A 21,551-nucleotide genomic window follows, 5' to 3' on the forward strand; every position below is an offset into this window, starting at 1 on the left:
TAAAACTCCAATAAAGCCTGTAAAAAGTAAAATAAATCCTATAATACTATTTGAAACAGCTACGTAATCAGTTCTTCTATTTCCTCCTGCCAAATCTATTAAATAAGTCTTTCTACCTATCCTAATACCTTGATAGCCAACAATTAAAGCAAAATAGATTAAAGGCATTAGCCAAATAGTAGAAAAAATATTTTCATAAAATATATCTAAAAGAAATACTAAACATCCTAAAACAGATGTTATGATTGCTCCTATTATCATAGCTTTTTTACTTGATTTATCTGATAGTTTCCCCCAAATAATTGATGAAAAGAAATCAGCAAAACCACTTGCAAGTATAAAAAGACTAAGTAAATAGTTATTTGAATTTGATTGCTGTTGAGCTAAAATTACAAAAAATGGAGCAGATAAAACAGAACATAAAAAAAGCGCTCTAGAGATTACAAAGTTTCTAAAGTCTTTATCTGTTTTCAAAAGAGAAATTTTCTTAAGAGCAACAATTATAGCATTCCCTCCACCATCTGTTTCTCCCTCAAATTCTTTAATTTTTGAATAAACTAAGCCTGCAATTATCCAAAAAATACCTGCTGCAAAAAGTATTACCCCAAAATTTTGTGGTGAAAAAGGTTTTTCTCCAATTAATAGAAAATAAATCCCAAGTCCAATAATTAAAAGTCCAGCTAAGCTTCCTGAATAACCACTTAATGTTCCACGTCGAGTCTTTGGAATAGTTTTGCCAAGCACATCTTTTTCTGCAACAGAACTAAGTCCTCTTGCTAAAGAAAAAATTATTATTAAAATAATTATCGCAATACCTGCATTTAATCCAGTCATTGTCCAAGCAACAGCTCCAATACTTATCATTGAAAAAGCCTGTAAAAATGCACCAATACTCCATATATATTTTCTAATTGGCATTTTTCTAACATAAGCAGCAATTAAAAGCTGTGGTAATAAAGAGCCAGACTCCCTAATAGGGACTAAAAAACTTATTAAAAATAAAGGAACAGAAAGAGATTCCATAATCCAAGGTATGATTACTTTTGTATTAGCAACAGAGTCTGCAAGTTTATTAAAAAAGTAACTTATAATTGTTAAAAAAAAGTTTCCTGGAACAACTTTACAAGCATTTTCATCTATTGCTTTACAAACTCTTGCATCTTCTTCATTCATTAACTTTGCATAAGCTGATTCTGTTTTTTGTTTAATTTTTTCTTTCATTATTTTTAATACTTTTAGTTTTTAATATATTTCTTATCATTAATAAAATAAAGAATAGGGAGATAGAAATATTTATATAAAAACCTTGCATATTACCATCTTCAAAAAAAGTATATGCTAAGGCTGTAAATATCATTGAGATTATAAGACACATTAAAGAGCTTTAAAACCTTCTTCTAAGTCAAGTGTTCCTTCGTAAAATGCTTTCCCAACTATTACCCCTGCAATGTTTCCATTTAGTTTACAGTTTATAATATCATTTATATCTTTTACACCACCAGATGCAATTGTATCAATTCCAGATGCAAGAGCAATAGATTCTGTAAACTCTACATTTACTCCACAAAGCATTCCATCTTTTGAAATATCAGTACAAATAATAGCTTGAACACCTGCATTTGCAAACTCTTGAGCTAAATCAGTAGCTTTCATTGTTGAAACTTCTGCCCAACCTTCTACTGCAACCATTCCATTCATAGCATCAATTCCAACAGCTATTGGATACTTTGCAGCCATATCTTTTACAAATTGTGGATTTTTAACAGCAATTGAACCAAGAATTAATCTATCAACACCTAATTCAACATACATTTTGATAGTTTCTTCATCTCTGATTCCACCACCAAGTTCAATTTTTAGATTACAGTTTTCTCTAATTTTTTTGATTTGTTCCAGGTTTGCAGGTTTTCCTTCAAATGCTCCATTTAAATCAACAATATGCACCCATTTAGACCCTAACTCTTCAAATCTCTTTGCTACTTGCCATGGCTCATCTGAATAGATTTTAGCGCTATCCATAAGTCCTTTACTAAGTCGTACTGCTTTCCCATCTTTTAAATCAATTGCTGGTAATATATCCATTGTTTATTTCTCTCCTTTAATTATTCAAACTAGACTTTTTAAAGTCTCTTCTATATTGTTATATTTAAATTTAAAACCTAAATCTTGAAGTCTTTTAGGTATTGCATCTTGTCCATCAGTTAGAACTTTTGCACCTTCACTAAATATAAGTTTAAGTACAAATTCTGGAACAGGAAAGATAGTTGGTCTTCTTAATGCTTTTCCTAAAGCTCTTGTAAAAAATAAATTTGTAGTTGGTTTTGGTGCTGTTAAATTAAAAGTATCTTGAAGATTATTTTCAATAACATATTTATAAGCATTTAGTAAATCTTCAATATGAATATATGAAAATGCTTGATTTCCACTTCCAATTATTCCCCCAAGTCCAAATCTAAATGGGGTAATCATTTTTGAAAATGCTCCTCCCTCTTTTCCTAGAACTATTCCAAATCTAAAAATTGAAACTTTTATATTTTTAGATTTTGCTTTTAATGCTTCTTTTTCCCAATTCTGACAAAGGTTTGATAAAAAATCATTTGCATAAGTTCCCTTTTCATCGTAGGTTTCTCTATTGTCATATATGCCAACTGCTGATGTTGAGATTAAAAGTTTATTTTTATCATCTATTTTATTTAAAGCATCTACAATTTTTTTAGTAGTATCAATTCTACTTGTATATAATAACTCTTTATATGCTGGTGTCCATCTATTTATTATGTTTGCACCAGCTAAATTTATAATGACATCACTTGAATTAATAATTTCATCTAATTTTTCTTGATTATTTAAAATTTCTCTTGCAATTGGAAATACTTTATATCCCAAATTAGAAAAATATTTATTTAGACTTGTCCCTACAAAACCACTAGCTCCAGTTATTGCAATAGTTTTCATAAGATATCCTTTATTATTTTAAATTTATAAAATTCTTTAAAATTCTAAGGCCATTATCATGAGATTTTTCAGGATGTGGTTGAAGTCCATAAATATTATCTTTGTTTACTGCACTTACAAAATCATATCCATAAGTTGTTGTTCCTACGATATTTTTTTCACTTGTAACTGCATGATAAGAATGCACAAAATATAAATAAGGATCTTTTAATCCCTCAAATAAAGCATTTTCTTTATTTTTTATTGTATTCCATCCCATATGTGGAATTTTAAAGTCTTCATGCATTTTTGATTTATCGAACTTGATAACATGACCATCAATTAATCCTAAACCATCTGAATGACCAAACTCTTGAGAACTTTCGAATAATAATTGCATTCCAAGGCAGATACCAATCATTGGCTTTCCAGTTTTTGCAAACTCATAAACGGCTTCATTCATACCTGTTTGAACTAGATGTTCCATAGCATCTTTATATGCACCAACACCTGGTAATATCACTCTATTGAATTTTTTTAAATCTTCGGGATTTTTAACAATTGTTGCATCTGCATCTATTAATTTACAAGCATTATAAACACTTGCCAAATTTCCCATATTGTAATCAATAATTCCAATCACGATGTTCCTTTAATTTGTTTTCCTAAGAGATGGAAAACCTTATAGTTCGCAATTGTACTAAAGTTTTGCATCAGCTAGGGTTAAAGAAAACAAAATCTGATTGTTTTTTTTCTCAAGAGCCTTTTTGGCTTCTTTAATTGTAGCACCTGTTGTGATTAAATCATCACATAGAATTGTCATTTGATTAGATATATTTGTACATTTAAAACGTCGAGGATTTTTTTGTCTAAATTCTAAGTCTTTTCCCGCATATTTAACTATATTAGTGGCTTTTAAAGTGTTATATTTAGGTGTGATAAATTGTGATTTTAAATGTTTTGCTAAAATAGCAGTATGTGAAAAATCATGTCTTACATGATCATCTATTGGAACAGCTATAACTTGATTTGTAAAAGTAAAGTTTTGTGCAAATTTAGCAAAAGATAGTTTTGCTAAAATATTAAAAACTCTATCTCCATGAAAATAGTATTTTGAGGATATTAGGTCTTCTAATTCTGATAGGGTATAAAATGAATAATTAAAAAATCCTTCTTCTATTTCTCTTTTATGGAAAGAGGGTGATAGTAGATTTCTTTGGCAATCTTTGCAGATTATTTGTAGTGATAAGTTTTTACAGGTGATGCATAACATATTTTAATAATATCATAAATTATATTTATTTCTTTAATAGGATAGTTCATACTTTTCTTTTTAGTAAAGAAAAGTAAGCAAAAGAAAAGCGTTTGCAGGGATTCAAAATAGCTAAAAAACATATCTAAATTCTAAAATTTGAAAACTCGACTTCGTACCTCAGTCTTCAGACAGTTCAAATTTTTTTACGAATTTAGATAGATTTTTTTTAACGCTATTTTGAAAATGCTCACATTTTAAGAGTAAAGTTCAGATTTTGATATAATGATTGGAATTATTTAGAAGGTCATTGATGAATGTTTAATAATTGATGGAAACCATAGACTATTAAAAAGGAAAAAAGATGGTTTTATTGAATGCAAAGTAATATTTTTAGATTATGAATTAATCTATAATTTTTTAGAAAACTTTTAACAGCATTGTTGAGATTTAAGATTTAGTGCAGATTCAAGGCGGAACTTTGATTTTAAAGCGGAGTGTACTACAAGTACATGAGCATTTAAAATTGAAGTGACAACGCAGAAGATGTGCTGAAGATTAAATCTTCAACACGGCCATGAATGCTTCTTGTGGTACATTTACCTTTCCAATTGCTTTCATTCTTTTCTTACCAGCTTTTTGTTTTTCAAGTAGTTTTCTTTTTCTTGTAATATCTCCACCATAACATTTTGCTGTTACGTTTTTACCTGTTGATTTTACTGTTTCTCTTGCTATTACATTGTTTCCAATACTTGCTTGAATTGCTACTTCAAATAATTGTCTTGGAATTAGTTCTTTTAAGGCTTTTATAAATTCTCTACCTTTTGTAAGGGCTTTATTTTCTGGAACGATAATTGAAAGCGCATCTACAACTTCCCCTGCAACTTTTATATCAAGTTTTTGTAAAACTCCTGGTCTAAATCCAATTGGTTCATAGTCAAAAGACGCATAACCTTTTGTTGTTGATTTTAATTTATCATAAAAATCCATTACAATTTCATTCATTGGAATATCATAGTCAAGTAAAACTCTTTTACCTATATAATCCATTTTATTTTGTACAGCTCTTTTATCATTTAAAAGTTTTATTACATTTCCTAAAAATTCATCAGGTACTAATATCGTTGCTTTTACATATGGCTCAAAAATGGTATCTATATAGTTTGGTGCTGGTAATTCACTTGGATTTTGAATACTAATTTTCGTTCCATCTGATTTAAGCACTTCATAGATAACTGTAGGTGCAGTTGCAATCAAATCTAAATCAAATTCTCTTTCTAATCTTTCTTTAATAACTTCCATATGAAGCATACCTAAGAATCCTGTTCTAAATCCACTTCCAAGAGCTGCTGAACTTTCAGGTTCAAATGAAATTGAAGAGTCATTTAATTGAAGTTTATTCAAAGCATCTCTTAAATCTTCAAATTTATCTGTTTCAATTGGATAAATTCCTGCAAATACAAATGGTTTTGCAGGTTCAAATCCATCAATAGCTTGAGGTGTTGGTTTTTTTGCATCAGTCATAGTATCACCAACTGCAATACTATTTGTAGTTTTAAGCCCTAAAACTACAATCCCGATTTCACCTGTTTCTATTGCATTTGTTTTTGTTGGTTTTCTTGGATGTGGATACATTAGACTAAGAACTTGATGCTCTTCTTTTGTATTCATCATTCTAAGCATTTGGCCTTTTTTTATACTTCCATCATAAACTCTAACAAGCGCTAAAGCTCCTAAATAGTTATCAAACCATGAATCGTAAATTAAAGCTTTTGTTGGAGCTTCTGTATCTCCGACTGGAGGTGGAACTCTATCTACAATTGCGTCTATTAAATCTTTTACACCAACACCAGTTTTAGCACTAATTAGATTACTTTCTGTACAATCAATTCCAATTGCTTCTTCAACTTCTTCTAAAACTCTGTCTGGATCAGCGCTTGGAAGGTCGATTTTATTTACAACAGGAAGAATTTCTAAATCATTTTCCATTGCAATGTAAACATTAGCAATAGTTTGAGCTTCAACACCTTGAGTTGCATCAATAATTAATAATGCACCATCAGATGATGCTAATGAACGGCTTACTTCATAAGAAAAATCAACGTGTCCTGGAGTATCAATTAAATTTAAAATATAATCTTGGCCATCTTTTACATAGTTTAATCTCACACTTTGAGCTTTAATGGTAATTCCTCGCTCTTTTTCGATATCCATTGTATCCATCATTTGTGCAGTTAAATCTCTATCTGCAACAGCTCCACATTCTTGAATGATTCTATCTGCTAGCGTAGATTTTCCATGGTCAATATGGGCAATAATACTAAAATTTCTAATATTTTTTTGCAAGGTTTTTCCTATTATTTTTTTATTCTTAAACTTGTTATATCGCGAGTATATCTAAATTTTAGTAAGTTTTTAGTTAAATCTATTAAAAGTGTTCTTATGCAGAAAAAAAGATTTAGGATTTATCCTAAATCTTTTTTATATTATCTATTTATTAAAGCAGTAACTCTTCTATTAAGAGCTCTTCCTTCTTCATTATCATTAGAAGCAATAGGTTGAGATTCTCCATATCCTCTAGATGTTAATCTCATTGATTCAATATCTAATTTTTTTAATTCATTAACAACTGCTACAGCTCTTCTATCAGATAAGTTTTGATTATAAGAATCACTTCCTTTAGCATCAGTATGAGCTTCTATTACAGCAGTTAAAGATTTGTTTTCTTTTAATATTTTTGCAAAAGATTGCAAGTTTTTCATATATTGATCTTTTATTTGAACTGAATTATTATCAAAATTAATATTTAAATTAACAGTTTCAAAACATCCATCTTTATTTACTTTTACGCCTGCTGAAGTATTTGGACATTTGTCAAATTGATTTAATACACCATCTTTATCATCATCCATTGGTTGAGGTTTTATTGATTTTTCTACTGGAGCTTCTTCTACTATTGGATCATTTACAACAGGAACAGTAGCAGTTATAGATTCAGAATATTTTTTACCAAGTGGTAATGCTAATCCAAATGTATACATCAAGCTATTTTGAGTATTTTTAAATGCAAGTAAATGTCTAACATCACCTTTTAATGCTATACCATAATAAGGAATATCATATCTTAATCCAAGTCCATAATTAATAAGAGCAGAGTCTTCATTGTCTCCTATTTCTTGAGAAACATCTTGATATCCTGCTCCCAATAGTCCATATGCTGATAATTTTTCAGTTAATGCAAATTTTTTTACAGCATTTAAAAATGCTCTATTTATATTTGTATTACCATTTGTACCTTCATATTCAAGGCTATCACTTCTCATATATGCAATTTCAATTTGATCTATAAAAGAGTCATCAAGATTTTTACCTAATGCAATTCCTGCATTAAGATAGTGATTATCATCTAATCCAGCATTACTATCTGTTAATATTCCAGATGCAAAAGGTGTAACTTCGTAACTATAAAGATTACTAGGATTACTTGCTGAGAAAAGTGATACTGAACATAGCAGCGATGTAAGTAAAATCTTTTTCATTATTTTTCCTTTTCTAATAATTTAAAACATTATAACTTATTTTTTTTTATTTGAGTTGAAAAATTGAAGTAATAAATAAAAAAAGGGCCAAGATAAAAATCTCGACCCTTTTTGAAACAAAATTTAAAGAATTATTTTCTGTTTAATACAGCATTAACTCTTCTGTTTTCTGCTTTACCTTCTGCTGTAGCATTAGAAGCAACTGGTTTAGTTTCTCCATAACCAACAGATTTAATTTTAGCAGGATCTACTTTTAATGCTTTAAGAGCTTCAACTGTAGAAGCAGCTCTTTTTTCAGATAATTTTTGGTTGTATGCGTTTGAACCATCAGAATCTGTATGTGCTTCAATTGTAGCACTTAATTTTGGGTTTTCTCTTAACATACTTGCAAATTCAGCAATTTTTGGATTATAAGTATTTTTAATAACTGCAGAGTTAGTATCAAAATTAATATCTAAATTTACTAAAGTCATACATCCAACAGAGTCAACTTTTGCACCAGCCATTGTGTTTGGACATTGGTCTAGTTCATCAATAACACCATCTTTATCAGAATCTTTTGGAGCTGGCTTTGGCTTTGGTTTTGGAGCAACAACTGGCTCAACAACTACAGGAGCTGGTTTAGAAACTTCACCAAATGGAATAGCAAAACCTAAGTTATATAATAATGTACTATCACCGTGGTCAGTTTCAATTAAATGTCTAACATCTGCTTTTAAAGCAAATTGGTCAGCAATTTTGTATTTAATTCCAGCACCATAATTTCCAAATGGACTATCTTCATTACCATTAGCTTCGTCATCAAAAACTTCAACACCAACCCCTGCTAATGCATATAAAGAAATAGCTGAATTTAAGTCATATTCTTTTACTAAGTTAGTGAAAACTCTAGAAATACCAGTATCTCTTGCTCCACCTGTAAAATCAACATCTTCAGTTGATCTTAAGAAACCTAATTCTACTTGATCAATCATTGAATCTTGAAGATTAAAACCTAAAGCTAATCCACCGTTCATATAGTTTCTATCTAAACCTGAGTTACCTTCAGTTAAAGCTCCACCAATCATTGGTGTAATTTCGTATTTATAATCACTATTTGCAGCTAACATCATAGTTGCACAAGCTATTGTTGACAATAATATTTTTTTCATGTTTGTTCCTTTATTTTAATAATTACTGGAATTATACCACAGTTTTTTTATTTTAACATTAAGCTATGAAGATTGAGTTCACTGATTCATTATTATGAATTCTTCTAATTGCTTCACCAATCATAGTTGATGCTGTTAAAATAGTTATCTTTTTAGCACTTTTTTGTGTAGGAATTGTGTCTGAGATTACAAGCTCGTCTAATTCACCTTTTTCTATTCTTTCATAAGCAGGTCCACTTAATACTCCATGTGTACAACATGCCATTACAGAGTTTGCACCTTTTTTCTTTAAAACTTCAGCCGCTTTCACAATAGTTCCTGCTGTATCTATCATATCGTCAACTAAAATTACATCTTTACCTTTTACTTCACCAATTATATTCATTACTTCTGACATATTAGCTTTTTCTCTTTTTTTATCTACAATAACTAAATCATATCCTAATTTATCTGCATAAGATCTAGCACGTGCTACTCCTCCAATATCTGGACTTGCAATAATAGGATTTTTTAAATTTTTTGATTTTATATAATTAGCAAATAAAATTGAACCAAATAAATTATCAGCAGGAATATTAAAAAACCCTTGGATTTGTGCTGCGTGTAGATCAACTGTAACAACTCTTGAAATGCCAGCTGTTTCTAAAATATCAGCAACTAATTTTGCAGTAATAGGAACTCTAGGAGCTGCTTTTCTATCTTGTCTTGCATATCCATAATATGGAATAACAGCTGAGATAGATTTTGCACTTGATCTTTTTAGTGCGTCTACCATTATTAATAGTTCCATCAAATTATCGTTTGTTGGAGCGCATGTTGGTTGGATAATAAATACATCTAATCCTCTTACACTTTCTGTTATTTGAACAGAGATTTCTCCATCGCTAAATTTATTAAGTGTAGCACCTGATACTCTCATACCTAAATATTCGGCTACTTTTGTTGCAAATTCAGGATTAGCTGAACCACTAAAAAGCTTAAATGTTGACATAAAAATTCCTTGGGTTTGATTATTGTGTGCATTTTATCTAAAGTGTACTTAATGAATATTAAGTTAATAGATAATTAAGTTAATATTTTATAAAATAATAATGATTCTCATAAATATTAGCAATGAAAAAATAATAATTCTGTATATAATATATACAGAATAGTTCTTTATTCTTATTTTTATAATTGTTATAATTTGGGTGTTCTTCTAGTTGAATAAATATCTAGTGCGAAATTTATTTATTCAAATAATTTTTATATTACAAGGAAAAAAAATGAAAAACCTTTTAAAAGGTAAAAAAGTTAGCTTAGTAGCTTGCGGATTATTATTAACTTCTTCTTTTGCATTTGGTGCAGATACTATTGATTCTGCATTTAAAGATGGTAAAGTTTCAGGTTCATTAAGTGCTTATGGAGTAACTCAAGATAATAAAACTGGAGATGATTCAGGATTTACTTCTGGAGCTATTTCTTTAGCTTTTGAAACGGCTGCAGTAAATGGATTTAGTGCAAAAGCTGGATTTATTGGAGTTCATGAATTTGGTGAAGAAAATAATGGTGATGCTGATGATATTGCTTCAAAAGCATTAATGACTGAAGCTTATGCACAATATTCAAATAATGTAGTAACTGCAATGATTGGTAGACAAGCAATTGATTTAGAGTGGATGGGTGATTTTCATGAAGCAGCAGTTGTAGCTGTTACTGCTATACCAGATACTACAGTAGTATTAGGATACACACAAAAAATAGCTGTTGCTGGTGTTGATGAAACTTCTGAAAAATTTGAAAAAGTTAATGGAAATAAAGGTGCTTATGTTCTTGATGTTAAATATGCAGGTTTAGAAGGTATTGAATTTAATCCTTATGCATATTCAGCTCCTGATTTAGCTAATTGGTATGGTTTAAAAGCTACTTTTACTGCTGATATGTTTGGTGCAGTTGCACATTATGCAGCTTCAAATGAAGATGCAGTAGGTGCAGAAGATGGTTCAATTGGACATGTAGAGTTAAACACAACAGTTTCAGATTTTACAGCAGCTCTTGGATATATTAAAACTGATAAAGATGCTGGAGTAGCTTCTATTGCTGAACTTGGTGATAATATTTCTCCATTTGAAGATGGAAATTATGTATATGATGCTGATGCTAGTACTGTATATGGTTCTTTAGGATACACACTTGCTGGTATTGAATTAGGTGCATTATATGGTCAAACTGAATATGCTGATGATAAAGAAAAAGAGTTAAACTTAACAGTTGGATACTCATTCACTGAATCTTTAGCTGCTTCTGTTTTATATGCTGATATTAATGCTAATTCATCATCTGATGATTATAATAAAGTATTAGCGAACGTAGAATACACATTCTAATATAATTAATTTAGGAGTTTAACTCCTAAATTAAAAATCTCAAATAATAAAATTTTTTTTACTCTCAATATCAACAAAAATAAATTAATCTTTTTACTTAATGAACCTAAGTTATATTTAAGTTTCATACTGTTATCATCCTTTTGACAATTGAGCAAATGTTAAATTTATTAGCATATGCCCAAATTAACTAAAACTAAGGAGAGAGAGATGAATGTTAAAAAGTCAAAAAAATTAGGTATGAATTTAGGATTAAAAGGTAATGCATTAAGTTTAATTGCTAGTGGATTAATTGTAAGTTCGTCAATGGCATTTGGTGTAGATACAATTGATGCTGCATTTAAAGATGGAAAAGTTGCAGGTTCTGTAATTGGCTATTCTGCTGTAAATGAAAATGCAGATACTTTAAGTACTGGAAATATTGGATTATCTTATGAAACAGGTTCATTTAAGGGATTAAGTGGAAAAGTTGGTTTTTTTGGTACTCATGTGTTTGAAGAAGATGATGCAAATAGCAGTTTTGAAAAGAATGCGATCGTATCAGAAGCAAATTTAACTTATACTTTAGAGAACATTGGTTCATTAACTATAGGTAGACAAGCTGTTAGCTTAGAATGGATGGGTGATTATCAAGAAGCTGCACTTGCAACTATTACTGCAATTCCTGATACCACAATTGTTTTAGCTTTTTCTGATAAAAAAGGTGTTGCTGCAAAAGATGAAATTACTGATTTTTATGATATCAATGGAAGTAATGGTGCTTATGTAGCAGATGTTAAATATTCTGGATTAAAAGGTATTGAATTTAATCCTTACTTCTATTCTGCACCTGATTTAGCAAACTTTTATGGTTTAAAAACAACATTTACAGCTGATATGTTTGGTGCAGTTGCTCATTATGCAGCTTCTAGTGAAGATGTTGGTCAAGATGGATCAGTTGGTCATGTTGAATTAAATGGAAAAATAGCAGGTGTCTCTGCTGCAGTTGGGTATATAAAAACTGATAAAGATGCAGGATTAGCTTCAATAAGTAAATTTGGTGATAGCTTATCTCCTTTTGATGCAGGTAATTATGTTTTCTCAGCAGATGCAAAATCTATTTATGGGACTTTAGGTTATTCTATTGCTGATATTGATTTAGGGTTAGTATATGGTCAAACTACATATTCTTCACTTGATGATAAAGAAAAAGAGTTAAACTTAACTGCAAGTTATGCTATAACAAAATCTTTAAGTACTTCATTATTATATGCTAATATTGATGCTGAGGCTAATGCTGATGATAATAACTATGGTTCTGTAACTGTAGAGTATACATTCTAATAAAAATTAATTTAGGAGTTTTACTCCTAAATTATTAAACTAAATATTAAAAAATTTATTTAGTTGTTTCTATCCAAGCACTTCCAATTACTTTTTGACCATCATAAAATACAGCTAATTGTCCAGTAGCAACTCCAAAAGCAGGTTGTTTTAAAGTAATATATGTCTTATTATTTTCTATTTTTACACTACAAGGTGTTGAAGTTGATCTATATCTTAGTTTTACAGTACATTCAAATGTAGTATCATCTATAAACATATTTAAATCTTTTGCAATAACTTCATTTACTTCTAATGCCTCTTTTTTTCCAACAACAATAGTGTTATCTTTTGCATTTAGTTTTGTAACAAAATGTGGTAAATGAGCTCCATGAACTGTAAAGCCTCTTCTTTTTCCTATTGTATAATGTGCATAACCTTTATGCTCTCCTACTATATTTCCATTTTCATCTAAAACACGTCCAGGCATATCAATATTTGCATGCTTTTTTACAACATCTGTATAAACAGTTTCAACAAAACAAATCTCTTGAGACTCATTTTTTTCTGTAATTCTTCTATATACAGAATTTAACTGGGCTGCAAACTTTATAATATCTTCTTTTTTATAGGTACTTAAAGGGAACATCATATAAGCAAGAGCATCTTTGTCTACTTGAGATAAGAAATAACTTTGATCTTTTGTTTTATCATCAGCTTCATAGAAAAATTTACCATCTGTTTTTGCATAGTGACCAGTTGCTAAATAATTTGCACCATGTTCTTGGGCAAATTTTAACATAGCTCCAAATTTTATTTGTTTATTGCATTTTACACATGGATTGGGAGTGGTACCTTCTAAGTAGGATTCAACAAAGTAGTTATAAATTTCTGCTGTAAATTTATCTGCTAAATCTAAAACATGGTATTTTATATTTAAAAAATTAGCTACATCTTCTATATGACCTAAATTCTTTTCATGATAACCATCTGTTCTATTATGAAGTTTTAGATAAACACCCTCAACTTCATATCCTTCTTTTTGTAACATATAAGCAGTAACTGATGAATCAATTCCTCCACTCATACCAACCATTACTTTTTTTTTCATGATTGCATCCTTTTAAGAATAATCACTTATGAATCCTCCACCTAGACAATAATCACCATCATATAAAACAAGACTTTGACCTAAAGTTACGGCTCTTTGTGGATTGTCAAATTTAACTAGGACTTTATCACCACTAGCTTCTGTTACTGTGCAAGCTTGCTTTTGTTGTCTATATCTTACTTGTGCCATTAATTTATCACCAACTTTAGCAGGTTCATCTAATACCCAATGCATATGACTAGCTTCAACATTTTGGCTCATAAGCAATGGATGATTAGTATCTTGAACAACTGTTAATGTATTATTCTCAATATCTTTTTTTGCTGTATACCAAGGTTTATGAATATTATTATCACATTCGGTCTCTTTAATTCCCCCAAGACCAATACCTTTTCTCTGTCCTAATGTATAACAAATAAGACCTTTGTGTTTTCCTATAACTTTCCCATTTTCATCTATCATATCACCTGGGATAGCTTTTAGATGTTGAGTGATAAATTCATCAAATCTTTGATTACCTATAAAACAAATTCCTGTACTATCCTTTTTATCACTTACTGGAAGATTGTGTTTTTTAGCTATTTCTCTAACTTCTTTTTTAGTTAAATCTGCAAGAGGAAACATAGCATGAGAGAGTTGTTCACTAGATAGTGCATGTAAAAAATAACTTTGATCTTTTGAAAAATCTTTGGGAGTATCGAGTACATAGTGCTCTTTGTATTTTGCAATTTTAGCATAATGTCCAGTTGCTATTATATCAGCACCCATTTTTTTTGCTTCATTTAAAAATACATTAAATTTAATCTCACGATTACATAAAATATCTGGATTTGGAGTAAGTCCTTTTTTTAGACCTTCCAAAAATACATCAAAAACTTTTGTTCTATACTCTTCAACAAAGTCTTTACCTTTTACTTCAATGCCTATGAGTTCACCAACTTTTTTTGCATCTTCAAATTCTATACGATTAGGACATTGACTACCTTTAATTCCATATTCCCAATTACGCATAAATAAGCCTACTACATCATATCCTTGTTGTTTTAATAGAAGTGCTGTAACAGATGAATCAACACCTCCAGACATTCCTACAACAACTCTTTTTTTATTCATTTTTTACCTTTAAGAAAATTCTTTTTCAAGAACTGTATTTACAATAATCTATTGATTTATATATTTTAAAGGAATAATAACTGATTCTCTACTTGCCCAATTTTTATGTGGAATAATTAAATTTTCACGATTTATTTTTTTATCATCAAAAAATATTATATCTATATCCAAGGTTCTAGGCGCATCTTGAAAGGATCGCTTTCTTCCGAATTTATTTTCATATCTTTGCATTGCTTTTAAAAAAGCATTAGGGCAAAGATTAGTTTTAAGCTTAATTATACCATTTAAAAAATCTTTTTGTTCTAAATATCCAAAGGGAGGATTTTGTAAAAGGGGTGAAGTTATTATCAATGTAAATCTTGCATCTTTTTTTAAACATAAGATTAATTTATCAAATAATTTTTTTGTATTTCCAATATTTCCCCCAATTCCAATAGTTACTGAGTATTTTTTATTTGAAATAGTATTGAATTTTTTTGGAAAATTAGGAGTATAAAAAAGTGTTAATTCTTGCGTTAATTTTTTTTTCAAATTTTTCTCATTTTTTCAAAAAAATAAAACTTGATTTTTCTACTCAAGTTTTATTTCCTGATATTTTTATTTTATAATATTACTGCTTTGCCATTTTGCATAACAATTGTATCTTCAATTCTAACTCCAAATTCATTTGGTAAATAAATTCCTGGCTCGATTGTAAATACCATATTATCCTCTATTATTACATCTGATTTTGAATTTATATTTGGAAATTCATGAATATCAAGACCAACTCCATGTCCTGTGCTATGAATAAAATATTTACCAAATCCAGCTTTTTCAATTACATCTCTAGTTAATTTATCAATATCAGATGCTTTCATTCCCACTCTTGCTTTTTCAATAGCATTTAATTGTGCTTTTAAAACAATGTCATAAATTTTTTGATGTTTTTCATTTTTGAATTTTTGTTCTCTTTTAAAAGAGAATTTTTCAAAATCAACAGCACTTGTACAAGTTCTATCTGAACAATATCTTTTATATTTAACTCCAGCATCCACAAGTAATAAATCATTTAATTTTAATTTTTTTGAAGTTGGAAGGGCATGTGGTTTTGCCGCATTTTCATTAATTGCAATAATTGGTTCAAAAGAGATATCTAATTTTCCCGTATGAGTCATTTTTTCAAAAGCTTTAAAATATAAAAATTCTTCACTTTGATTAAATCCATTTTTTCTAATAAATTTTGCTAACTCTTTAAATCCTTCTCTCCCTTTAATTGCAGCTTTTTTTAAAAGAGTTATCTCTTTATCACTTTTGATAATTCTTTTAAGTTTAGAAAAATTTGCTTTTGGAATAAATTGTGTTTTTAAATTTTCACTTATATTTGTGTATGCTGCATATGTAAAATCATTTGGATCAAATATTAGTTTTTTTATTTTGTTCTTTTTTAAAATTTCTTTTGCCGTATCAATTAAATTTGAAGATTCTATTATTTCGCATTTTTTTGCGTACTCTTTTGCTTCAGTTGTATACCTTGCATCTGTAATAAAATATTTTTCATCACCTAAATTTAAATATATTACGTTATCACAAGAAAATTTGCACTCGTAATATATTGCATTTTCATCTCTAAGTATAAAGTTTTTCATTAAAAGCCTTCGATTTGGTATTGTTTAACATAAATTTAATTATAATCTTACCTAAAATTTATAAAAGGAATATAATATGAAAATTGCCGTAATTCAAGGGCCAAACTTAAATATGCTAGGAATAAGAGAACAACACATTTACGGTCCTATGAGTCTTGATCAAATTCATGAACAATTAAAAGGAGCTGCTGCTCAAAATGGAGTAGAAGTAGAGTTTTTTCAATCAAATTTAGAGGGTGAAATTGTTGATAGAATTCAAGAGTGTTTAGGTACAGTTGATGGAATTATGATTAATCCAGCTGCTTATTCTCACACATCAATTGCTATTAAAGATGCTTTAAGCGCAGTAGCTATGCCAGTTGTAGAAGTACATATTTCAAATATTTATAAAAGAGAAGAGTTTAGACAAAAATCAATAACAGCAAGTGCAAGCACAGGTGTTATTTCTGGATTTGGACCATTTGGTTATCATATGGGATTAATTGCATTAATGCAAATTATTACTGAAATTAAAGCTGTTTCTAACGCTCAACAAACAGCTGAGTAATTAACTTATTTTATGAAAATAATAAGTGCAAATTGGCTTGTAACTTGTGATGAAAACAACAGTATCATTAAAAATGGTGCTGTTGCTTTTGATGATAAAATTCAAGATATAGATACTCTTTCTAATATTGAAAAAAAATATCCAAATATTCAAATAGAAAAACTTCCTAAAAACTCAGTTTTAATGCCAGGTCTTATAAACTCTCATGTTCATTTAGAATTTTCTGGAAATACTACAACTTTAAAGTATGGGAACTTTTATTCATGGTTAAACTCTGTTATTAAGCATAGAGAAGATTTAATCAATAAAGCAAATAGTAAACTAATACTATCAAAACTTAATAAAATGAAAAAAACTGGAACTACAACAATAGGTGCTATTTCATCTTATTCATTTGATTTGGATGCTTGTGTAAAATCTCCTTTAAATAAAGTATTTTTTTGTGAAATAATTGGTACAAAAGGTGATATGATAGATACATTATTTGCAGATTTTAAAGATAGATTAAGTATTGCAAAAAAATATAAATCAAAAAATTTCATTCCTGCAATCGCAATTCATTCGCCATATTCAGTACATCCTTTTTTAGTAAGAGAAACTTTAAAACTTGCAAGGGAAGAAAATCTTCCTGTTACATCACATTTTTTAGAATCAAAGGAAGAGTTTGAGTGGCTTCATAAAGACGAAGGTTCTTTTGTTGAATTTTTTAAGAATTTTTTAGGACAAGAACAATCAGTTACAAGACCGATGGAGTTTTTAAATCTTTTTTCAAATATTAAAAACCTTTCATTTACTCATTGCGTTGAAGCTAGTTCTACTGATTTTGAGAAAATTAAAACTTTGGGTGCTAGTGTTAATCACTGCGTTACATCAAATAGACTTTTAAATAATACAAAATTGGATTTAGGAAAACTGAAAGATATTCCTTTTACTATAGGAACAGATGGTCTTAGTTCAAATAATTCTTTATCAATGTTTGATGAGTTAAGAAATGTATTAATGTCACATTATGATAAAAATGTGTTGGAATTTGCAACCTTATTATTAAGAGCAGCAACAATAAATGGAAGTAGGGCAATGGGATTAAATAAAGGTTCATTATCTAAAGACTTTGATGCTGATATGATAACTTTTAATTTACCTGATGAAATAGAAGATAAAGAAGATTTAGCCATGCAAATTATCTTGCATACTAAATTTGTAGATAAAATAATAATAGGAGGAGAGTTTGTTTAATTTTTTTAAAATACTATTTTCACCTGTAATAGCAATTTTAGATTTTATAACGAAGTATTTTAAAACGATAGTTTTTTTAACTATTATGTATTTTATTTTTGCTGATTCAAATGAGGGTTTAACAGATACAAATAGTTTTGCAAATTTACAAAAAATTGAGTTAAGCGGACCAATATTAGATGTAAGTAAGACTTTAGAAGATATAGAAAAAGCAAAAGTAGATAAAAATATAAAAGGTATTATGCTAGTTGTAAATTCTCCTGGAGGAGCTGTAGCTCCTTCTGTTGAATTAGCATATGCAATAAAAGAGTTAAAAGAAATTAAGCCAGTTGTTGTTTATGCAAGTGGAGTAATTGCTAGTGGGAGTTATTATGCTTCTATTTGGGCAAATAAAATTATTGCAAACCCTGGAAGTATGGTAGGATCTATTGGTGTTATTATGCAAGGTGTTAATGCTGAAGAGTTAATGGAAAAAATTGGGGTTTCAACACAAACTGTAAAAGCTGGGAAATTTAAAGAGTCAGGAACACCTACAAGAAAGTGGTTTGATTATGAAGAGAAACAACTTCAAAGTGTAATTGATGATACTTATAATATGTTTATTGCTGATGTTGCAGATGCTAGAAATCTTGATGTTAAAAATCATACACAATTTGCTGATGCAAAAATATTTACATCAAAACAAGCAAAAGAGGTTGGTTTAGTAGATGAGGTTGCAACAATTTCATTTGCACAAAATGAATTAGCTATTTTATCAAAAGTTGAAAATCCTATTTGGAAAAAAGAGGATAAATTTGATAAATTTATGGATAGATTAGTCAGTGAAACAATTTCAAATGTTAGTATGAATTTTATTTCTGGATTAAAAGCTTATTAAAATTAAATACTATATATAAAAAAAGGGAGAAGATTTTATCTTCTCCCTTTTTTATTTGAAGTAATTTTATAAAATTACTTCTCAAGTCCTGAAACGATTTTATAAGTATCATTAGCGATAACATATTCTTCATTTGTAGGAATAACAAAGATTCTAGCTGTTGAACTATTTGTTGCAATATCTCTAGCTTTAGAGCTTCTTTTGTTGTTTTTTGTTGGATCTATGTTTAATCCCATACCATCAAGACCAGCACAAACTATTTCTCTAATTAAAGCTGAATTTTCACCAATTCCACCTGTGAAACATAATGCATCAACACCATCAAGTGCCGCAACATAAGCTCCAACATATTTCTTGATATTGTAAGCTACCATTTCAACAGCTAATCTACATCTATCATCACCATCTTGCATACCTTGTAAAACTTCTCTTAAATCAGATGATTTTCCAGAAATTCCTAAGATACCAGATTTTTTATTCATAATATCAAGAGTTTGATCAATTGTTAATTTTTCTTGACTCATCATGTATGAAATTGCACCAGCACCAACATCACCAGCTCTAGTTCCCATCATTAAACCTTGAACAGGAGTAAGTCCCATAGATGTATCAATACATCTACCATTTAATACAGCAGATACAGAAGAACCATTTCCTAGGTGACAAACAATAATTCTAGTATTATGTTTTTTATCTAACATTCCCTTAGCTTCATTTGATACAAAGAAGTGTGAAGTTCCATGAAAACCATATTTTCTAATACCATGTTTAGTATATTGATCATATGGTAATGCATACATATAAGCATAATCAGGCATAGTTTGGTGGAATGCAGTATCAAATACAGCTACATTTGGTTTGCCTGGCATTAAATCTTGACATATTTCCATTCCCATAATATTTGCAGGGTTATGTAGAGGTGCTAAAGGAATTAATTTTTTCATAGTTTCAATAACTTTAGGAGTTACCATAACAGAAGATGCAAATTCTTCTCCACCATGTACAGCTCTGTGCCCAATAGCATCAATATCATCAATTGAATTGATAACTTTCCCTTCTCCATCAACTAATGTTTTTAATACTAATTCAATAGCTTCTTTATGACTTGGCATTGAAACATCTAAAGTTAATTTTCTACCTTCTGCAAATTCATGTTTTAAAACACCATCTATTCCAATTCTTTCACAAAGTCCAGTTGCTAAAACTTCTTTTGAAACTGGATTCATTAATTGATACTTTAAAGATGAGCTTCCTGCGTTTAAAATAAATACTAACATATATTACTTCCTTTTTTGAATTTAATTATTTGATTTGAGTTGCAGTAATTGCAACTAAGTTTGCGATATCTTCTACTGAACAACCTCTTGATAAATCATTAACAGGTTGGTTTAAACCTTGAACGATTGGTCCATGAGCTTCAGCACCAGCGAATCTTTGAACTAGTTTGTATCCAATATTTCCAGATTGTAAATCAGGGAATACTAAAATATTTGCCTTACCTGCTACTTTAGAACCTGGTGCTTTTTTTGCTCCAATAGCTTCTACTATTGCTGCATCTGCTTGTAATTCTCCGTCAAATGAGAAATCAACATTTCTTTCATCTAATATTTCACAAGCATATTGAACTTTATCAACTAATGGGTGTTTAGCACTTCCTTTTGTAGAAAAAGATAACATAGCAACTCTTGGGTCCAGCCCAACAACACTTGCAGCAGTTGCAGCTGTTGCACATGCAATATCAGCTAATTGCTCAGCATTTGGCTCAGGAATTACAGCACAATCTGCAAATAATATTAATCCATTATCTCCAAATTTACCATCTGCTGTTTCCATTATAAATGTTGAAGAAACAGTGTTAATTCCAGGAGCTGTTTTAATAACTTGAATAGCAGCTTTTAAAACATCAGCTGTTGGTGAGTTAGAACCTGCAACTAAACCATCAGCATCTCCAAGTCTTACCATCATACAACCAAAAAATCTAGGCTCAGTTGTCATAATTTCAGTGGCTTCTTCTCTTGAAAGATTTTTAGTTTTTCTAAGTTCTACTAACTCATCAATGTATTTATCTATATTATCAAAACTTTTTGGATCAATTATTGTTGCACCCTCAATATTTGCACCACACTTAGCAGCATCTGCTTTAATAGTTTCAACATTACCAATTAAAACAACTTTTGCAGTTTTTTCTTCTAACACTTGTTGTGTAGCTTTTAAAACTCTTTCATCTTCTGGCTCTGGAAGAACAATCGTTCTTAGTTGTAATTTGGCTTTTACTTTGATATTTTCAATTAAACCCATGTTAAGTTATCCTTTCTACTTTTAAAGTTTGTAAAATGATTATAAAAGAGAAACGTAGCAATAAAATAGCAAAATTTCAGAAATAGTACATAAAAAAAATAAATTATATTAAAAAAGTAGGATCAATAGTAAAAGATGACAGATCAAGGTGGATGTAAAGTTTTATTGTAGTTCAATTGAGGTATGATGTACAAAAA

At 29.4% G+C, this 21,551-nt stretch carries 21 protein-coding genes; 5 read left to right on the plus strand and 16 right to left on the minus strand.

Annotated elements, in window-relative coordinates:
* The 10 genes from ABVS04_RS04420 to ABVS04_RS04465 all read right to left on the minus strand — a co-directional run.
* On the minus strand, positions 1-1,221 hold a 1,221-nt coding region (locus ABVS04_RS04420; protein WP_368029467.1), incomplete at its 3' end, for an MFS transporter.
* Positions 1,205-1,375, minus strand: coding sequence for a protein YpmT (ypmT, locus tag ABVS04_RS04425; protein WP_368029468.1), 171 nt, complete (start codon positions 1,373-1,375; stop codon positions 1,205-1,207). The genes ABVS04_RS04420 and ypmT, both read right to left, overlap by 17 nt.
* Positions 1,375-2,082, minus strand: coding sequence for a 1-(5-phosphoribosyl)-5-[(5-phosphoribosylamino)methylideneamino]imidazole-4-carboxamide isomerase (hisA, locus tag ABVS04_RS04430; RefSeq protein WP_368029469.1), 708 nt, complete (start codon positions 2,080-2,082; stop codon positions 1,375-1,377). The genes ypmT and hisA overlap by 1 nt, the downstream gene beginning before the upstream one ends.
* Before the next feature lie 24 nt (positions 2,083-2,106).
* Positions 2,107-2,955, minus strand: coding sequence for a TIGR01777 family oxidoreductase (locus tag ABVS04_RS04435; RefSeq protein WP_368029470.1), 849 nt, complete (start codon positions 2,953-2,955; stop codon positions 2,107-2,109).
* Between the two features lie 13 nt (positions 2,956-2,968).
* Positions 2,969-3,577, minus strand: a complete 609-nt coding sequence (gene hisH / locus ABVS04_RS04440; RefSeq protein ID WP_368029471.1) for an imidazole glycerol phosphate synthase subunit HisH — start codon at positions 3,575-3,577, stop codon at positions 2,969-2,971.
* Positions 3,578-3,634: 57 nt separating this feature from the next.
* Positions 3,635-4,207, minus strand: coding sequence for a ComF family protein (locus ABVS04_RS04445; protein ID WP_368029472.1), 573 nt, complete (start codon positions 4,205-4,207; stop codon positions 3,635-3,637).
* 537 nt (positions 4,208-4,744) lie between these two features.
* On the minus strand, positions 4,745-6,532 hold the full coding sequence (gene lepA, locus ABVS04_RS04450; protein ID WP_368029473.1) for a translation elongation factor 4: 1,788 nt from the start codon (positions 6,530-6,532) through the stop codon (positions 4,745-4,747).
* A gap of 140 nt (positions 6,533-6,672) precedes the next feature.
* A complete protein-coding gene (locus ABVS04_RS04455) occupies positions 6,673-7,725 on the minus strand; it encodes an OmpA family protein (protein ID WP_368029474.1) in 1,053 nt (350 codons plus the stop codon).
* A gap of 131 nt (positions 7,726-7,856) precedes the next feature.
* The gene (locus ABVS04_RS04460; RefSeq protein WP_368029475.1) at positions 7,857-8,876 is read right to left on the minus strand and encodes an OmpA family protein; all 1,020 of its coding nucleotides are present in this window, start codon (positions 8,874-8,876) and stop codon (positions 7,857-7,859) included.
* 58 nt (positions 8,877-8,934) lie between these two features.
* A complete protein-coding gene (locus tag ABVS04_RS04465) occupies positions 8,935-9,867 on the minus strand; it encodes a ribose-phosphate pyrophosphokinase (protein ID WP_368029476.1) in 933 nt (310 codons plus the stop codon).
* A gap of 274 nt (positions 9,868-10,141) precedes the next feature.
* On the opposite strand from ABVS04_RS04465, the gene ABVS04_RS04470 reads away from it, so the two are divergent.
* A complete protein-coding gene (locus ABVS04_RS04470; RefSeq protein WP_368029477.1) occupies positions 10,142-11,242 on the plus strand; it encodes an Opr family porin in 1,101 nt (366 codons plus the stop codon).
* A gap of 210 nt (positions 11,243-11,452) precedes the next feature.
* Positions 11,453-12,565: an Opr family porin gene (locus ABVS04_RS04475; protein ID WP_368029478.1), complete on the plus strand. Its 1,113-nt coding sequence runs from the start codon at positions 11,453-11,455 to the stop codon at positions 12,563-12,565.
* Positions 12,566-12,620: 55 nt separating this feature from the next.
* Here ABVS04_RS04475 and mnmA (ABVS04_RS04480) read toward each other — a convergent pair whose 3' ends face one another.
* The 4 genes from mnmA (ABVS04_RS04480) to ABVS04_RS04495 all read right to left on the minus strand — a co-directional run bounded on the left by mnmA (ABVS04_RS04480) (position 12,621) and on the right by ABVS04_RS04495 (position 16,396).
* Positions 12,621-13,655, minus strand: a complete 1,035-nt coding sequence (gene mnmA / locus ABVS04_RS04480; protein WP_368029479.1) for a tRNA 2-thiouridine(34) synthase MnmA — start codon at positions 13,653-13,655, stop codon at positions 12,621-12,623.
* A gap of 12 nt (positions 13,656-13,667) precedes the next feature.
* Entirely contained in the window at positions 13,668-14,768 is a 1,101-nt protein-coding gene (gene mnmA / locus ABVS04_RS04485; protein WP_368029480.1) for a tRNA 2-thiouridine(34) synthase MnmA, read from the minus strand.
* Between the two features lie 48 nt (positions 14,769-14,816).
* Positions 14,817-15,299 (minus strand): 2-amino-4-hydroxy-6-hydroxymethyldihydropteridine diphosphokinase, encoded by a 483-nt coding sequence (gene folK, locus ABVS04_RS04490; protein ID WP_368029481.1) that lies wholly within the window; start codon positions 15,297-15,299, stop codon positions 14,817-14,819.
* 71 nt (positions 15,300-15,370) lie between these two features.
* Positions 15,371-16,396: a M24 family metallopeptidase gene (locus ABVS04_RS04495; protein WP_368029482.1), complete on the minus strand. Its 1,026-nt coding sequence runs from the start codon at positions 16,394-16,396 to the stop codon at positions 15,371-15,373.
* 76 nt (positions 16,397-16,472) lie between these two features.
* On the opposite strand from ABVS04_RS04495, the gene aroQ reads away from it, so the two are divergent.
* The 3 genes from aroQ to sppA are packed head-to-tail and all read left to right on the plus strand — an operon-like array spanning position 16,473 to position 19,056.
* Positions 16,473-16,943 carry a type II 3-dehydroquinate dehydratase gene (gene aroQ / locus ABVS04_RS04500; RefSeq protein WP_368029483.1) on the plus strand — a complete coding sequence of 157 codons (471 nt, stop codon included), beginning with the start codon at positions 16,473-16,475 and terminating at the stop codon, positions 16,941-16,943.
* A 12-nt stretch (positions 16,944-16,955) separates the two neighbouring features.
* Complete coding sequence (locus ABVS04_RS04505) at positions 16,956-18,179, plus strand: metal-dependent hydrolase (protein WP_368029484.1); 1,224 nt, start codon at positions 16,956-16,958, stop codon at positions 18,177-18,179.
* The gene (sppA, locus tag ABVS04_RS04510) at positions 18,172-19,056 is read left to right on the plus strand and encodes a signal peptide peptidase SppA (RefSeq protein WP_368029485.1); all 885 of its coding nucleotides are present in this window, start codon (positions 18,172-18,174) and stop codon (positions 19,054-19,056) included. Before ABVS04_RS04505 ends, sppA begins: the two co-directional genes overlap by 8 nt.
* Positions 19,057-19,130: 74 nt before the next feature.
* Here the strand turns inward: sppA and ABVS04_RS04515 are convergent, their stop codons facing one another.
* Together ABVS04_RS04515 and pta are read right to left on the minus strand one after the other, a co-directional pair.
* Positions 19,131-20,333, minus strand: coding sequence for an acetate/propionate family kinase (locus tag ABVS04_RS04515; RefSeq protein ID WP_368029486.1), 1,203 nt, complete (start codon positions 20,331-20,333; stop codon positions 19,131-19,133).
* Between the two features lie 25 nt (positions 20,334-20,358).
* Positions 20,359-21,354 (minus strand): phosphate acetyltransferase, encoded by a 996-nt coding sequence (gene pta, locus ABVS04_RS04520; RefSeq protein WP_368029487.1) that lies wholly within the window; start codon positions 21,352-21,354, stop codon positions 20,359-20,361.
* Positions 21,355-21,551: the final 197 nt, after the last annotated feature.

Source organism: Arcobacter sp. s6 (assembly GCF_040884245.1).
GTDB lineage: Bacteria > Campylobacterota > Campylobacteria > Campylobacterales > Arcobacteraceae > Aliarcobacter.

What these genes read in the sequence shown, in the direction of transcription:
- ABVS04_RS04465 (WP_368029476.1), bottom strand. Translation starts at nt 9,867, where the DNA reads ATGTCAACATTTAAGCTTTTTAGTGGTTCAGCTAATCCTGAATTTGCA.
- ABVS04_RS04435 (WP_368029470.1), bottom strand. Translation starts at nt 2,955, where the DNA reads ATGAAAACTATTGCAATAACTGGAGCTAGTGGTTTTGTAGGGACAAGT.
- aroQ (WP_368029483.1), top strand. Translation starts at nt 16,473, where the DNA reads ATGAAAATTGCCGTAATTCAAGGGCCAAACTTAAATATGCTAGGAATA.
- ABVS04_RS04495 (WP_368029482.1), bottom strand. Translation starts at nt 16,396, where the DNA reads ATGAAAAACTTTATACTTAGAGATGAAAATGCAATATATTACGAGTGC.
- ypmT (WP_368029468.1), bottom strand. Translation starts at nt 1,375, where the DNA reads ATGTGTCTTATAATCTCAATGATATTTACAGCCTTAGCATATACTTTT.
- ABVS04_RS04460 (WP_368029475.1), bottom strand. Translation starts at nt 8,876, where the DNA reads ATGAAAAAAATATTATTGTCAACAATAGCTTGTGCAACTATGATGTTA.
- ABVS04_RS04470 (WP_368029477.1), top strand. Translation starts at nt 10,142, where the DNA reads ATGAAAAACCTTTTAAAAGGTAAAAAAGTTAGCTTAGTAGCTTGCGGA.
- ABVS04_RS04455 (WP_368029474.1), bottom strand. Translation starts at nt 7,725, where the DNA reads ATGAAAAAGATTTTACTTACATCGCTGCTATGTTCAGTATCACTTTTC.
- ABVS04_RS04445 (WP_368029472.1), bottom strand. Translation starts at nt 4,207, where the DNA reads ATGTTATGCATCACCTGTAAAAACTTATCACTACAAATAATCTGCAAA.
- mnmA (WP_368029480.1), bottom strand. Translation starts at nt 14,768, where the DNA reads ATGAATAAAAAAAGAGTTGTTGTAGGAATGTCTGGAGGTGTTGATTCA.
- mnmA (WP_368029479.1), bottom strand. Translation starts at nt 13,655, where the DNA reads ATGAAAAAAAAAGTAATGGTTGGTATGAGTGGAGGAATTGATTCATCA.
- ABVS04_RS04505 (WP_368029484.1), top strand. Translation starts at nt 16,956, where the DNA reads ATGAAAATAATAAGTGCAAATTGGCTTGTAACTTGTGATGAAAACAAC.
- ABVS04_RS04515 (WP_368029486.1), bottom strand. Translation starts at nt 20,333, where the DNA reads ATGTTAGTATTTATTTTAAACGCAGGAAGCTCATCTTTAAAGTATCAA.
- pta (WP_368029487.1), bottom strand. Translation starts at nt 21,354, where the DNA reads ATGGGTTTAATTGAAAATATCAAAGTAAAAGCCAAATTACAACTAAGA.
- hisA (WP_368029469.1), bottom strand. Translation starts at nt 2,082, where the DNA reads ATGGATATATTACCAGCAATTGATTTAAAAGATGGGAAAGCAGTACGA.
- ABVS04_RS04475 (WP_368029478.1), top strand. Translation starts at nt 11,453, where the DNA reads ATGAATGTTAAAAAGTCAAAAAAATTAGGTATGAATTTAGGATTAAAA.